12 protein-coding genes are annotated in these 14,309 nt (G+C 63.8%); 6 read left to right on the top strand and 6 right to left on the bottom strand.

The window, feature by feature from the left end; translation table 11 throughout:
• Positions 1 to 41: 41 nt before the first annotated feature.
• Both rhlE1 and yedA read right to left on the bottom strand, forming a co-directional pair.
• Positions 42 to 1,373 (bottom strand): RNA helicase RhlE1, encoded by a 1,332-nt coding sequence (gene rhlE1 / locus ACDI39_RS13370; protein WP_486538901.1) that lies wholly within the window; start codon positions 1,371 to 1,373, stop codon positions 42 to 44.
• A gap of 54 nt (positions 1,374 to 1,427) precedes the next feature.
• Positions 1,428 to 2,348, bottom strand: coding sequence for a drug/metabolite exporter YedA (gene yedA / locus ACDI39_RS13375; protein WP_225790720.1), 921 nt, complete (start codon positions 2,346 to 2,348; stop codon positions 1,428 to 1,430).
• A 156-nt stretch (positions 2,349 to 2,504) separates the two neighbouring features.
• Between yedA and ACDI39_RS13380 the strand changes: the two genes are divergently transcribed.
• Entirely contained in the window at positions 2,505 to 2,963 is a 459-nt protein-coding gene (locus ACDI39_RS13380) for an Lrp/AsnC family transcriptional regulator (RefSeq protein ID WP_225790719.1), read from the top strand.
• A gap of 43 nt (positions 2,964 to 3,006) precedes the next feature.
• Here the strand turns inward: ACDI39_RS13380 and ACDI39_RS13385 are convergent, their stop codons facing one another.
• Positions 3,007 to 3,489 (bottom strand): LabA-like NYN domain-containing protein, encoded by a 483-nt coding sequence (locus tag ACDI39_RS13385; RefSeq protein WP_225790718.1) that lies wholly within the window; start codon positions 3,487 to 3,489, stop codon positions 3,007 to 3,009.
• Between the two features lie 91 nt (positions 3,490 to 3,580).
• Positions 3,581 to 4,300, bottom strand: a complete 720-nt coding sequence (locus ACDI39_RS13390; protein WP_253103994.1) for a DUF2076 domain-containing protein — start codon at positions 4,298 to 4,300, stop codon at positions 3,581 to 3,583.
• Between the two features lie 150 nt (positions 4,301 to 4,450).
• Here ACDI39_RS13390 and ACDI39_RS13395 point away from each other — a divergent pair, with 150 nt between their 5' ends.
• The 3 genes from ACDI39_RS13395 (at position 4,451) to ACDI39_RS13405 (ending at position 6,863) form a co-directional block, all read left to right on the top strand.
• The gene (locus ACDI39_RS13395; protein WP_225790716.1) at positions 4,451 to 5,107 is read left to right on the top strand and encodes a YciC family protein; all 657 of its coding nucleotides are present in this window, start codon (positions 4,451 to 4,453) and stop codon (positions 5,105 to 5,107) included.
• 61 nt (positions 5,108 to 5,168) lie between these two features.
• Positions 5,169 to 6,254: an endonuclease/exonuclease/phosphatase family protein gene (locus ACDI39_RS13400; RefSeq protein ID WP_225790715.1), complete on the top strand. Its 1,086-nt coding sequence runs from the start codon at positions 5,169 to 5,171 to the stop codon at positions 6,252 to 6,254.
• A 105-nt stretch (positions 6,255 to 6,359) separates the two neighbouring features.
• On the top strand, positions 6,360 to 6,863 hold the full coding sequence (locus tag ACDI39_RS13405) for a hypothetical protein (protein ID WP_225790714.1): 504 nt from the start codon (positions 6,360 to 6,362) through the stop codon (positions 6,861 to 6,863).
• Between the two features lie 51 nt (positions 6,864 to 6,914).
• Here the strand turns inward: ACDI39_RS13405 and hrpB are convergent, their stop codons facing one another.
• Positions 6,915 to 9,437: an ATP-dependent helicase HrpB gene (gene hrpB / locus ACDI39_RS13410; RefSeq protein WP_225790713.1), complete on the bottom strand. Its 2,523-nt coding sequence runs from the start codon at positions 9,435 to 9,437 to the stop codon at positions 6,915 to 6,917.
• A 322-nt stretch (positions 9,438 to 9,759) separates the two neighbouring features.
• Here hrpB and ACDI39_RS13415 point away from each other — a divergent pair, with 322 nt between their 5' ends.
• Together ACDI39_RS13415 and ACDI39_RS13420 are read left to right on the top strand one after the other, a co-directional pair.
• Positions 9,760 to 9,960 carry a hypothetical protein gene (locus ACDI39_RS13415; protein ID WP_225790712.1) on the top strand — a complete coding sequence of 67 codons (201 nt, stop codon included), beginning with the start codon at positions 9,760 to 9,762 and terminating at the stop codon, positions 9,958 to 9,960.
• Between the two features lie 228 nt (positions 9,961 to 10,188).
• Positions 10,189 to 13,353: a Mur ligase family protein gene (locus ACDI39_RS13420; RefSeq protein ID WP_225790711.1), complete on the top strand. Its 3,165-nt coding sequence runs from the start codon at positions 10,189 to 10,191 to the stop codon at positions 13,351 to 13,353.
• 53 nt (positions 13,354 to 13,406) lie between these two features.
• Here the strand turns inward: ACDI39_RS13420 and ACDI39_RS13425 are convergent, their stop codons facing one another.
• On the bottom strand, positions 13,407 to 14,306 hold the full coding sequence (locus ACDI39_RS13425; protein ID WP_225790710.1) for an alpha/beta hydrolase family protein: 900 nt from the start codon (positions 14,304 to 14,306) through the stop codon (positions 13,407 to 13,409).
• Between the last annotated feature and the right edge of the window lie 3 nt (positions 14,307 to 14,309).

Consider the following 14,309-nt stretch of genomic DNA (forward strand, 5'->3'; position numbering starts at 1 on the left):
GGCTTGTGTCGCGAAAGGGCCGCAACGCGGCCCCTGCAATTTCAAGACTTGCGCTTGCGCGGCCCGCTGTTGAAGCTCGGCACCTTGCGCACCGGCTTGACCGCTGGCTCCGAGAACGCAGGCTCGGCACTGTCCATCCAGCGCCCCAGCCCTCGCTTGGCGCTGTTCTCCTTCGGCTTCTTGGGCTTTTTCGGTTTCTTCAGCACCTGGCCGCTGGCATCGGTCAGCGGTACCCGGTGATCGGGAATGAAATCCGGCTCCTCGTGACGCGGCAGGGTCTGGCGGATCAGGGTCTCGATGGCCGCCAGCAACTGCACCTCGTCGGCACACACTAGCGAGATCGCCTCGCCCTTGTTGCCCGCCCGGCCGGTACGGCCGATGCGGTGCACGTAGTCTTCGGCCACGATCGGCAGGTCGAGGTTGACCACCAGCGGCAGGTCGTCGATGTCCAGGCCACGGGCCGCGACATCAGTGGCCACCAGCACCTGGATCTCGCGGGCCTTGAAGCTGTCCAGCGCGCGCTGGCGGGTGGCCTGTGGGCGATCACCGTGGATACCGTCGGCATTGATCCCCTCGCCGAGCAGGCGCTCCACCAGTTGGTCGACGCCGTTGCGCGTCTTGGCGAACACTAGGGCCTGCTTCCAGCGCTGCTTGCGCAGCAGATGGCAGAACAGGTCGGCCTTGCGCTTCTTGTCCACCGGTACCAGCCACTGCTTCACCGTGCTGGCCGTGGCGTTGCGCGGGCTGACCTCGATGCTCAGCGGGTCGTTCAAGGCAAGGCCGGCGAGCATGCGGACCTCGTCGGAGAAGGTGGCGGAGAACAGCAGCGTCTGACGCTTGCGCGGCAGCGCGGCATACACCGCCTGCAGCTCCTCGGCGAACCCCAGGTCGAGCATGCGGTCGGCCTCGTCGAGAACCAGAGTCTGCACCTGGCCGAACTTCACCGCGTTCTGCCGGAACAGGTCGAGCAGCCGGCCAGGCGTGGCCACCAGCAGGTCGACACCACGGCGCAGGCGCATCATTTGTGGATTGAGGCTGACCCCACCGTATACCGCGTAGGTGCTCAGCGGCAGGCTCTCGGCGTATTGGCGGATATTGGCATGGACCTGCTCGGCCAACTCGCGGGTCGGCACCAGCACCAGGGCACGGATCGAATTGCTGGCGACCTTGGCGCCTTCCAGCGCCAGGCGCTGCAGCACCGGCAGGGCGAAACCGGCGGTCTTGCCGGTGCCGGTCTGGGCCGCGGCCATCAGGTCGCGGCCGGCCAGCACGGCGGGGATGGCCTGGGCCTGGACGGGAGTCGGGGTGTTGTAGTCCAGGTGCTGCAGGGTGCGCAGCAAGGGTTCGATCAGGCCGAGTTTGGCGAAATTCATGGCAATACCGTCAGGGGGTTCAGCGAAGCCGGCAGTTTACCGCAACGTCCCGCCCTACTTGCACATTTCGCCCTTCAGCGGCGCGGGCGTCTCGGGCACCTTGCGCCATTGTGGCAACCCGATCAGCACCACCGCCCCGATGATCACCGCCATCGCCACGCACTCCTCGGCGCCGATGCGCTCGCCGGCGAAGACGATCCCCAGTAGCACCGCCACCGCCGGGTTGACGTAGGCATAGCTGGTGGCCGCCGCCGGGCGTACGTGCTTGAGCAGGTACATGTAGGAGCTGAAGGCCAGGATCGAGCCGAAGAACACCAGGTAGGCCAGCGCACCCCAACCTGCGGCAGTGGGCATCTGGGTCAGGCGCTCGCCGCTGACGGCACTGCCGATCAACAGCGCAGCGCCGCCTACCAGCATCTCGGCGGCACTGGCCATGGCACCCTGGGGCAGCGGCAGGGTCTTGCTCCATACCGAACCGAAGGCCCAGGACGCCGCGGCGAACAGGATCAGCGCCGCGCCCATGGGGCTGGCTTGCAGGTTGGACCCAAGGTTGAGCAAGCCAATGCCGGCCAGGCCAAGGAAGATCCCCGCCCACTCCAGGCGCGAGTTGCGCTGGCCGAACAGCAGGCCGAACAACAAGGTGAACAGCGGCACCGTGGCCACCGCCAAGGCGGCCACGCCCGAAGCGACCCCGGCATGTTCGGCCAGGGTCACGCCACCATTGCCGCAACTGAGCAACAGGAAACCGATCGCCCCCGCCGCGCGCCATTGCGCCCAGGTCGGCGCGGGCACCCCGCGCCAGCGCAGGAAGCCGTAGAGCAGGCTGCCGGCGATGATGAAGCGCACACCTGCCATCAGCATCGGCGGCCAAGACTCGACACCGATCTTGATGAACAGGTAGGTCGAGCCCCAGACCAGGTACAAGGCCAGGAAGGCACCGATGAGCAGCAGCGGGAAGCGACGGGAGGCAGGCATGGGAAAGAACTCGAAATCCGTTTACGGGTGACTTAGTTTAGAAAGGCCCCTGCGCAAACTTAAGTTACAAAACAGGTTTAAATCAGCCGTACACTTTGCAAAGCATGGTTGTAAGACCACTTTTCCGTCGATTACAAAGTGACCACTGGAAGTGCCATGGACAAGTACGATCGCATGCTCCTCGCCGCCCTGCTGGAAAACGGCCGGGCCACCTACGCGCAACTGGCGCGCCAGGTGAATCTATCCGCCCCGGCGGTGGCCGAACGGGTGGCCAAGCTGGAGGCCAGCGGTGTGATCACCGGTTATTCGGCCAAGGTCGACCTGGAGAAGATCGGTTTGCCGATCCAGTGCGTGATCGAGCTGCGCCTGGCCAGCCACGGCAACCAGCAGGCCTACGAAGCCCTGACGCGCATTCCCCAGCTCACCGAATGCCACCGGGTCACGGGGGATCCTTGCGTGATCATGCAGGCGGCGGTCGCCTCGATGAATGAGCTGGAGGCGCTGATCAACCAGGTCTCGCAGTTGGGCTTCAGCAAGACCTCGATCATCCTCTCCAGCGCGGTGGAACGGCGCGTGCCGCTCGATCACCTGGAAAGCAATGGCAGGAAGGCCTGAGTTGCGTGGTTGACCGTTCCAGCCTATGCGCGAATGGGCGGGATCAATGCCGCAACAACAACTGCCCTTCGATCGGCACATAGCGACTGGCAGCACGGATCAGCGATAGCGCGGTGAGCCCCGGCACGCCATAGACCACGGCCTCGGTGCCATGGCGCTGGATCACCCGCTCCAGCAGCAGGTCGAAGTCGCCATCGCCAGAGGCCAGTACCACCTGGTCGACCCGGGCGGCGGCATCGATCACATCGAGGGTGATGCCCACGTCCCAGTCACCCTTGGCCGAACCGTCGCTACGCTGGATGAACGGTTTTAGACGCACCTCGAAACCAAGGTTGCGCAGGATCTGCTGGAACTGTTGCTGCTTGCTGTCGCCACGGTCGATCGCATAGGCCACCGCCTCGACGATCTGGCCCTGGCGACTGACATCGGCCCACAGCGCGGCATAGTCGAAATGGCAGCCGTGGGCCTGGCGCACGGTGTAGTAGAGGTTCTGCACATCGGCGAACAATGCGATTTTCTTCACCATGAACCCTCTGGCAGGTCAGGCCTGTGACGGCGGCCTTGCGTCGTGATGGGGGCGCACGGCCCCCTTGAAGGCCAGCAGTATGCCAGAGCCCTCAGACGAACGTGTCGTCGTCGGAGAAGAACCCGCCACCGTCGCTGCCATAGTCGCTGTCCATGAAGCCGCCCTGGTCATAGCCCGGGTCACCGTTGTCGGCGACCTGGCGCTGGGCCTCCTGGTCGTTCCAGCCGCCGCTGTCGCTGGCCGGCGCCGGTTCTTCCTTGATGACCTCGACCACTTCCTCGGGCTGCGCGTGATGGTTGAACAGGCTGCTGATGCCCTGCGCCAGCAATACGCCGCCCGCCACGCCGGCAGCAGTCTGCATGGCACCGCCGAGGAAGCTGCCGGCGCCGCTGCGGGCGGGGGCGGCATTGAAGGCCGACGCTCCCGGCCGGTTGAAGCCCGGCGCGCTCGGCTCACGCCAGCCACCACCGGAGGCCGCCGGGCGCTGCGGCTGCGGAGCCGGGCTGCGGGCCCCTGCGCCAAAGATGCTCGACAGGAAACCGCCACCGGCATTGCTGCCACGGGTAGCCTCGAGCTGGGCCTTGGCCTGCCTCAGCTCGGCCTCGAGCTGCTTGTTCCGCTCGTCCAGACGCTCGATCGCGGCCTCCTGGACCAGGATCGCCTGGGCCATGTAGTACGGCGCCGCCGGCTGCTGGCGCAGGTGCTCCTCGATGCACGCCTGCGCCTGGGCGTCACGCGGCTGGCTTGCAGCCTCGGCTTGCTTGATGCGGCCGAACAGGCCGTCGATCAGGGTTCGTTCTTCAGTGTTCATGGGCTACCTCATACGTCAGTGGCCTGTGTGGTCGCGTCAAAGATGGGGTGCACAGCCACGCGATTCAATCATCGAGGCCGTGAAACTTTTTTCAGCAAAGGCTGTGGGCTAAAGTGACGCCCTGCTTTTTCTGCCATGCGATCCTGACCGATGAACCCGCTGAGCGTCCTGCGCGATTCCCTGTATTTTTTCCGCCGCCATCTGGCGAGCATCCTCCAGCTCTGCCTGCCGCTGGTGATGCTCGAAGCCCTGTGCACCCAACTGCTCGACCGCCAGCTGGGCGACCAGGGCTCGCCCGCCTACGGCATGCTGGTGAGCCTGCTGTTCTACCCGCTTTACAGCGCGGCCCTGATCCTCTACCTCGACACCCGCAGCAACGGCCAGGACATCGCCAAGCGCAACCTGTTCGCCCGCGCCGTGCAACTGTGGCCTGCGCTGGCGCTGCTGATCCTGATCAGCTCGCTGCTGATCATGGCGGGCCTGGCGCTGTTCATCTTCCCGGGGGTGTGGATCATGATCAACCTGGTGTTCGCCGAATACCTGCTGGTGCTGCGCGGGCTGCCGGTGGTGCAGGCCATGCGCGAGAGCGCCAGGATGACCACCGGGCACTTCATGCGCATCCTGGCCTGCGTGCTCGCCGTGCTGGCGCCGCTGTGGCTGCTCGACGGGCTGCTGCTGACAGTGTTCCCCGAGCCCCAGCCGGGCCTGCAACTGGCCCTGGACAGCCTGAGCGGCTTCCTGCAACTGTTCAGCGGTGTGGTGCTGTACCGCCTGTTCATGCTGCTGGAGAGCGAAGCCAGCGCCTGAACTGGCTCACCGACGAACGGCTCGGTTATGCTGGCGCCACCTGCACCGACAAGCCGAGCCGATGATCCGTCTACTGCGCAACGCCCTGCTGTCCCTGCTCCTGTTGCTGGCCGTGCTCTGGCTGCTTGCCGATCACCTGGGCTGGCAGCCCTCCCCCCGCGAACCCGTGGCGGTTGCCTGCCACGGCGCCAGCCCGCCGCTGCTACCTGGGCAGGCGCTCAAGGTGATGACCTGGAACGTGCAGTACCTGGCCGGCAAGCGCTACGTGTTCTGGTACGACCAGGGCCGCGGCAGCGACACCCGCCCGAGTGCCGAGGACCTGGCCTTCAACCTCGACGAAGTGAGCCGGGTGATCCGCGCCGAACAGCCTGACATCGTCCTGCTCCAGGAGCTGGACAAAGGCGCCAAGGCCACCGGTTACCAGGACCAGCTGGCCCTGTTGCGCGAGCGCCTCGCCGATCTCTACCCCTGCGCGGTCCAGGCCTACGACTGGAAGGCCGACTTCGTGCCCGACTGGCACATTGCCGGCAACGTTGGCCGCACCCTGGCCACCCTTAGCCGCTACCCGATCGCCAAGGCCGAGCGCCTGCAACTACCCTCCGCCGCCAGCAATGCCTTGAACCGCCTGCTGGAACCGCAACCGGCCCTGCTGGTCAGCTACCTGCCGGTGCAGGGTGGTGGCCGCCTGGCGGTGCTCAACACCCAGCTCTCACCCTACCGGCCCGGCAGCGACCTGCAGCAGAGCCAGGTGGCGCACCTGGCCAAGGTCCTCGACCGCCTGGAAGGCCAGGGCACGTCCTGGCTGATCGGTGGCGACTTCAATCTCCTGCCCCTGGGCCAGTACCGTCGCCTGCCACCGGCACAGCGCGGCAACTACCCCGCCGACAGCGACCTGCACCTGCTCTGGGACAAGTACCCGATGATTCCCAGCAACGCCGAGGCCAGCGGGGCCGATCGCAGCGCCTGGCTCACGCACTACCCCAACGACCCGGCCGCCAGCGGGCCCGACCGCACTCTCGACTACCTGCTGCACAGCCCCAGGTTGCAGCGGCTCCAGGCCCAGGTGCTGCAGCAGGACACCCTGCAGATCTCCGACCACCTGCCGCTCGTGGCTCGGCTGCAGCTACCGCCCCATCGCCGCGACTGAAACGACTCTCGAAGCAAACCTTCCTTGCGCCATCGATCCCCGTCGGCCGCCAGAATCGCCGACGGTGCAGCACGGTGCTGCCATCGAATGGACAAGGAGACTCCCATGACAGACGCTCATGAACCAGTGCTCGTCGCCGAGACGATCGAAGCATTTCGCGGCAAGATCTACATGCTGGTCGATAACCGACGGGTGCCGCTGCGGCTCAGCCGTAGCACCGACAAGTTCAGCTGGGGATTCGCCCCGCAGGATGATTGGCTGCAAGCAGGCGGACAGGCCGACTCCCCGGTCTTTCATTTCACCTTCCTGTCGCAAACCGAGAACCGCCATCACTTCAGCATCCGCGGCACCGGCCACCACGCGGACAAGAAACTGGGCATCAGCCTCAATGGCTACCTGGGGCTGTACAAGCATGCCGAGGTCACCGACTTCTGGAAGCTGGAAACCCTGAACTGGACCGAACAAGGCTTGCATTGCCGCTGGCGGGACCACCAGGGCCAGCAGGTCAAGGCCATCATGGATACCCCGCACCATGAGCCGGGGATCTACTACCTGCTGAATGTCCAGGAAGGTGAGGTCCACGAGTTCCTGATCGAGCGCGTGGACTGATCGGCAGCGCCGGGGTGCTTGCACCAACGCAAGCACCCCGGCGACAGGAGCTCAGGTCCCCCTGGGCTTGGCCCGTGCCGTGGCCTCAGCTACCAGCGGGTCATCCGGCCAGTAGTGCTTGGGGTATCGGCCTTTCAGGTCTTTCTTGACCTCGGCATAGGTCGATTTCCAGAAGTTCTCCAGGTCCTGGGTGACCTGCACGGGGCGCCGCGCTGGCGACAGCAAATGCAGCTTGAGCACCTGCCGCCCATTGGCGATGCGCGGTGTGTCCGCCAGGCCGAACAACTCCTGGAGCCTTACCGCCAATACGGGGGGACGCTCGCTGTAGTCGATACGAATATTCGACCCCGAGGGCACCGAGATCGTCTGGGGTGCTTGCACATCGAGTTGCTGCGGCAATGGCCAGGGCAACAGGTTGCGCAGAATCGATGCCAGGTCGAGCTGGCCAAAGTGGCTGAGCCGGGTGACCTTTCCAATGTAGGGCCCAAGCCACTCACGTAGGGACGCCAGAAGCGCCTGATCACGCAAATCCGGCCATTCACTCGCCCCCCCGCTCTCCAGATCCAGGTCACGCAGCAGTGCCACACGTGCCTGCCACTGGCGCAGCTCGGGCGTCCAGGGCAACAGCTCGAGGCCCTTGCGCCGGATATAGTCGATCAATGCCTGGACACGGGCTTCGTCATCCAGGTTGGCCAGCGGCGCGCAAGAAAGCACCAGTTCCCCGACCTTGAGCTGTCGCTCCGCCCGCAGCACGCCTTCCCGCTCGTCCCAATCCAGCGCGTCCACCTGGCTGACCTGCTCTTTCAGGACCGAGTCGAACAGCGTTTCATCCAGATCCGCCGCGAGATAGATACGCTCGTCCCGTTGCCCCTGGCGGCTCCCCAGATCAGCGATCACCAACCAGGGGTGTTTCATCAGCGCATCGCTCTCTGAGAACAACGCAGCCCGGCCATTGGCAAGGCGGTACTCCGCGCCACCGGCGCGCCGCTGTCGTGCAATGCGATCAGGGTAGGCAAGCGCTAGCAGGCAGCCCACCCATTTCGGGTTTGCAGGGTCCGGCACGCGGTCAGCCGTGGGCCCGCGCAAGAACGAACGGTATTGCCTGGCCAACTGCTTCGCTCGCTGGGCGCTCCCCTGCCCGCCACGCTGGGCGCGTTGCTCTCCAGACAAGACAGCCAACCGAGCGTGCAGGTCGGCCCCGCCGCCGCGCTGGATATCCCGCTCGCTCAGCAAGGCCGCGATATCGCATGCCAGATTCGTCAAACCCAGCTCATGACCACGCAATAGCAGGTGGGCCAGACGCGGATGAGCGGGCATCTCGGCCATCGCCTGGCCATGCCGGGTCAATTGTCCATCCGGTTGCAGGGCCCGGAGCCGGCGCAATAGATCGCATGCTTGGGCAAAGGCCGCAGCCGGGGGAGCATCGAGCCACTTGAGCTCGTCCGGCCCAACGCCCCACCGCGCGAGCTGCAGGGCCAATCCCGCCAGGTCGGCCTGTTGAATCTCCGGCGAACCAAAGCCCGCCAGTTGCTCGTGCTGGGCTTCGGACCACAAGCGATAGCAAACCCCCGGCTCGAGCCGCCCTGCCCGCCCCGCCCGCTGCGTGGCACTCGCCTTGGAAATACGCTGTGTGTCGAGCCTGGTCATGCCACTTCGTGGATCGAACCGGGGCACACGCTCAAGGCCTGCGTCGATCACCACGCGCACGCCGTCGATGGTGATGCTGGTTTCCGCGATGTTCGTGGCGAGCACCACTTTGCGTTTTCCAGCAGGGGCTGGGTCGATTGCCGCTCGCTGCTGGTCGAGATCAAGTTCACCATGCAGTGGGCAGAGCAGGATGTCTTGAGGGTCATCGAGGCTGTCTTGCAGGCCAGTGAGGACCCTACGGATCTCTGCCTGGCCGGGCAGAAAGACAAGCATGCTGCCGGTCTGCTCTTCAAGTGCATCGAGGCACGCGGCGATGACCCGGGGCTCGATGTAATCACCCGGCTGCTGTGGTTTGCTCCAGACCGTCGTGACCGGGTACATCCGGCCTTCGCTGGTCACGATGGGGGCATCGTCTAGCAGCCGGGAAAGGCGCTCCCCGTCCAGCGTTGCCGACATCAACAGGACCTTCAGCGGGACATCATCGCGAAAGAGTTCGCGCCCATTGAGCGTGAGCGCCAAGGCCAGGTCCGCGTCCAGGTTGCGAAGGTGGAATTCGTCGAAGATGACCAGGCCCACACCATCCAGCGAGGGGTCGTCTTGCAGCCTCCTTGCCAGGATCCCTTCGGTCACGACTTCGATGCGTGTCTTCGGGCCTACCTTGCTTTCAAGGCGGATACGGTAACCCACCGTCTCCCCTACCCGCTCGCCGAGTTCAGCCGCCATCCGCTCGGCTGCGGCGCGTGCAGCCAGACGCCGGGGTTCGAGCATGATGATGGTCTGCGCCTTGAGCCAAGGTTCGTCAAGGAGCGCCAGCGGAACGCGAGTGGTTTTACCGGCCCCTGGCGGCGCCTGGAGCACGACCTCGTGACGTTCCCCGAGGGCTTTCAAAAGGGCCGGCAAGGCGGCATCGATGGGCAACGAACTCATGATTACTCCTGCAACAAGGCGTGCAGTATACAAAGGTTCATTGACCATTCGACGAGACCGTTCGCCAACAGAACGAATGTCTTCGAAACTTGTGGACATTCACTCGCGGCGGCATGAGTGCGGTTGGACAAGGCACTCATATGGGCACACCGATTCAACACATGATTGCCTACACGCGCTTTAAGTCATGTAGAAAATCTGTCACGGTTGAATTATAGTCCCCACGGAGCCTCGGAAGTTCCATGTCAAGCCTCATATTCATCAGGCACTGGAGAGCCGACCGCAGCATGAGTATCTGCTGCGGAAGAGAAAGGAACCGCACATGCACAAAAAGACCGTTCGCCTCACGATCTTGATCGATCTGCCAACCAAGAAAAAACTAGAGGATCTTTCTGCGACCGTCGACCTCACCGTATCGCAGATCCTCAGGAAGCTCATAAAGAATCACCTGAACGAGCATGAGCAACCCAGCGGCTTTCCCCCCAAGGAAAGAGCCCAAGATGATTCGCTTCCGCTCAACTAGAACGGAAGTTCCATTTCAAGACTCAACAAGACTGCTCAACGTGCTTATTCATGTATAAGTGCATGCCGGTCTTTTATGTGACGAAGCTCACACTCACACTTTGCAACGCCAGACCTTGCTTGGACGCAGGAAGGCCTTAATGTTCAAAGGCGTGTTCGAATACCGAACGAGATAATGTTCACATAACAAACAACCTGTCTTCATCCGACATTGACAATGGATTTTCTTATGTCTTTGAAACAGCAACTAACAGCGTGTTACGATTTTTTAAAACGCCAGACAGCAGCGCTCATTGCCGATGCCCCGCCGGCCTGTACGCTGTTCTTCTCCCTCAGCGACAGTAGCCAGCGCGCCAAGGTGTTCCACGTCACCGCGGACAGTTTCGAGACCGCCTGGAGCCAAGCACTATCAAAGTTTCCGGCGCTGCAGGCCTCGCCCGGGCAGGGTCAGCCCTCCGGGCCGCTGTGGCTCCGGGTCGAGCGTGCAGTCAACCTCACCACGCTGACATGGGCGCAATTGCAGGAGCGCCTCAAGCGCCACAAGCGCAACTACTTCCGCTATGGTATCGCCTTCGACCAAGGACTGGAGATCGCCCTCACCGAACAGGAAATCAACGCCAACGCCATCCTGTACGGCGGCTCCAGCATTCCTTGTGCCAGCTTCAACCTGGGCAATTTTTCGGTCTACGTGAAAAAACGCTTTGCCGGTTCGCCAGCGCTGGCGGCAGCCCGATACGCACAAGCCCACCCCGAAGCCCCCGTCTACCTGTTCCAGACCCAAGGTGTTTTTTGTGCCGAAGACGGTATTGCCCATGCCCTCAACAGCAATGGGCCCGATGTCGGACGACGCAAGACGGGCATGCTGGACGCCGGCCAGGTGCGGGAAAGCATCGTGACGGCTGCAGGCTTTCTCTCGCGCCAGGTCAAGGACAGCGGACAGTTCGTCTACGGCTATTTCCCCTGCTTTGACCGTACGATCCAGAACTACAACACCCTACGTCACGCCAGCACGGCCTATTCCATGGTCGAAGCCTGGGCGCTGACCCAGGATGACACCCTCGGGGCATCGATAGGCCGTGCCCTCGATCACCTCACGCAGACGCTGATCAAACCCTACACCCTGCCCGATGGCAGCGCCGCCGCTTTCCTGGTGGACACCGGCGACGAAATCAAGCTGGGGGGCAATGCGGTCTGCCTGCTGGCCCTGGTGAAATACAGCGAAGTCACCGGCAACCGCGACTACCAGCCGTTGCTCGAAGCGCTGGCCAATGGCATTGCCTGGATGCAAGACCCGCAGACCGGCAGCTTCGACCACGTTCTGCATGCCAGGGACCTGAGTGTCAAAGAGCCCTTCCGGATCATCTACTACGACGGTGAAGCAGCATTCGGGCTGATGCGCCTCTACGGCCTGACAGGCGACAAGCGTTGGCTGCAGGTCGTCGAAAAGGCCTTCGATCATTTCATCGCCAAGGAACACTGGCGCGCGCACGACCACTGGTTGAGCTACTGCGTCAACGAGCTGACCCATTACCGGCCAGAGGAAAAATACTTCCGCTTCGGCCTGAACAACTTCATCGATTACCTGGACTTCGTGCAGCAGCGCATCACTACCTTCCCGACCCTGCTGGAACTGATGATGGCGGCACAGCAGATGCTACAACGCCTCGAGCAGTTGCCTGCACTGCGTCACCTGCTCGAGGAGGTCGACCTGCAAGCCTTCTACCGAGCCTTGCACCACCGCGCCGGGCATTTGCTGAACGGTTACTTCTGGCCGGAAATAGCGATGTTCTTTGGTAATCCGGCACGCATCGTCGGCTCGTTCTTCATTCGCCACCATGCCTTTCGCGTGCGTATCGACGATGTCGAACACTATCTCTCCGGGCTCATTGCCTATCACCGCTACCTGCTCGATGGCGCACCGCAGGTCCACTGCGCCCTGGCGCAGAAGCAGCATGGCACCGGCGGCTGGCACTGGGATGCGGCAAATGTCGTGCAAGCCACCGGCGGCACTTGGGTGGTAGCGCCTGCGGCGGATTGGCAAGCCAGCGGGCTGGCCCCGTCCATGTCGTACTTCAAACCGCAACGCATGTTGGTCAGGCATCCGGGCAAGGTGGGTGTCAATGAGACCCGTTTGGCGCGCCTGTGGGCCAAGGCCGCCCCCCACCTGCGCCCGTCGGCCTTTGTCTGCGTCGACCCCACGCCCTACCTCGACGCCGGCCTGCCGGTGCTGCAAGTCCCGGACACCGCCGATGCCATGCTGCACCTGGGGCGCTACGCCCGGCGGACCTTCAGCGGCCAGGTATTCGGGGTAACCGGCAGCGCCGGCAAAACCACCGTGGTGGCCATGCTCACCCATGCCCTGCAACAGCTCGACACGGTGGCGCAGACCGAAGGCAACGCCAACCTGCCCCACGGGATCGCCTGGAACCTGGCCTGCATGACCGACCCGGCACGCTTCTGGGTCCTGGAAATGGCTGTTGGCAGGATGCCCATCAACTCCGACCTGGTTCGCCCCCACATCGCCGTCGTCACCAGCCTGGCGCCGGCGCACCTGGAATACCACGGCACCCTGGCCAACCTCGCCCGCAAGAAAAGCGCCATCTTCAGGTCCATGGCGCCCGGTGGCCATGCGGTGCTCAACCGCGACATGCCGTACTACCAAGTGTTCGCTGACGCCGCCAAGCGAGCGCAATTGAGCGAGCTCAGCTACGGCGAGCATACCCACGCCGACCTACGGGTGATCGACTGCCACGCGACAGCGTCTCACCTGCTGGTCAATGCCAGCCTTCGAGGTACGCCATTGCGCTTCACGCTGCGTACCCGCGGCAGGCACATGGTGCTCAATGCCCTGGCGGTGCTGGCTTCGCTGATTGCCGCTGGCTTGCCCATCGAGCAGGCACAAGCTGCCCTGGAGACATTCGAGGCGGTCGACGGGCGCGGAAACACATTGACCATCCCCTGCGGGGACGGCGACTACCAGTTGATCAACGATGCCTACAACGCCAACCCGGGATCGATGGGGGCCTCGTTGAGAATGCTCGCGGAACTGCCTGGCCGGGCCAATCAGCGCGTTGCGGTCCTGGGGGACATGCTCGAGCTGGGGCCAGAGAGCCAACGCTATCACCTGGACCTGGCCGAACACCTGCTGGCGGCAGCGCCACGGCATACCCTGCTCTGTGGGCCGCTGATGCATGCGCTCTATGTACAGGTACGCGACCGCTTGAGCATCGAGTGGTTCGAGGACGTCAACGCCCTGCTGGACAAACTGCCCGAGCATGCCGAACGCTGGTTCCACAAGGGCGATTGGGTGCTGGTGAAGAGCTCTGGCGGCACCGGCCTCTCGCAATTGGTCGACTCACTCACCCACGCCCAACAACGTGTCGCGGCGCTCTGACGGCACGCCTTGAAGCTTGAAACAAGGACTCGCAGGTACAGTGGGTCCTGGTTTCAAGGCTGGGCGCACTGGGCCGCAGTCTTCAGCCCGATATCGTCGCGCAGTTGATGAAACGCCGGGCCGAAAGCCGGCGCTTCGATCAATCGGGCCTCGAGTCCCGCATCGCGCAACGCTTGGTAGAACCTTTCCTGCAAGACAAAGGGGGAAACCTGGTCCTTGCGGTTACCTATCAAGATCAAGGGGCGACCAGGCACCCGGGCAATGCCATCGATGTGCTGCAAGGGATCATAAGGATGCAACAGGCCATTGGTGTCGCGCCCATCGCGGGCGGGCAGGCCTTTGCTGCGACGAATCATCTGCGCGCGCTCGAGCAGGGCGAACGCCCCTGAGGTCATGACCGCGCATTTGACATCCTTGCGCCCCAACGTCATCAGAGCGGCCACCACCGTCGCCCCGCCGCTGTGCCCGAGCAGCACGAAACGCCCGATGGTATGACGCTGGCGCAACTGGTCGAGTGCCGCATCCAATGCCTGGAACTCGCTGGCCTGGCGGCGCTGCCCATGATTGCCACTCGAGCCATAGGTGCCCGGCCGCGCGACAATCACCACCGGTACGCCGGCACGCCGGCTCAGGGCCGCCGCCTGCTGGTCCTTGGCCCGCAGGGTATTGCCGGCAATGGCCTGGGGCGCACGGTGCATTTCGATAGTGCGATCACCGTGAAACATCACGATCACCACCGGCGCTCCCTGGAGCGGCGAAGCACTGAAGTAACGGATACAGGCCTGGCCACTGGCGAACTCGACCCACAGGGCCGAGGCTGAATCGACGCAACGGACCTGGTCTGCCGGGGTGTTCCACAGCAGCGGCGAATCCTCCACGCCCCGGGCCAACAGAGGTGCACTGAACACCAGGACCAGGCATGACAGCCAGCGCACGACGCTCGATCCGAACATGCG

Source organism: Pseudomonas sp. Tun-23181 (genome assembly GCF_057415455.1).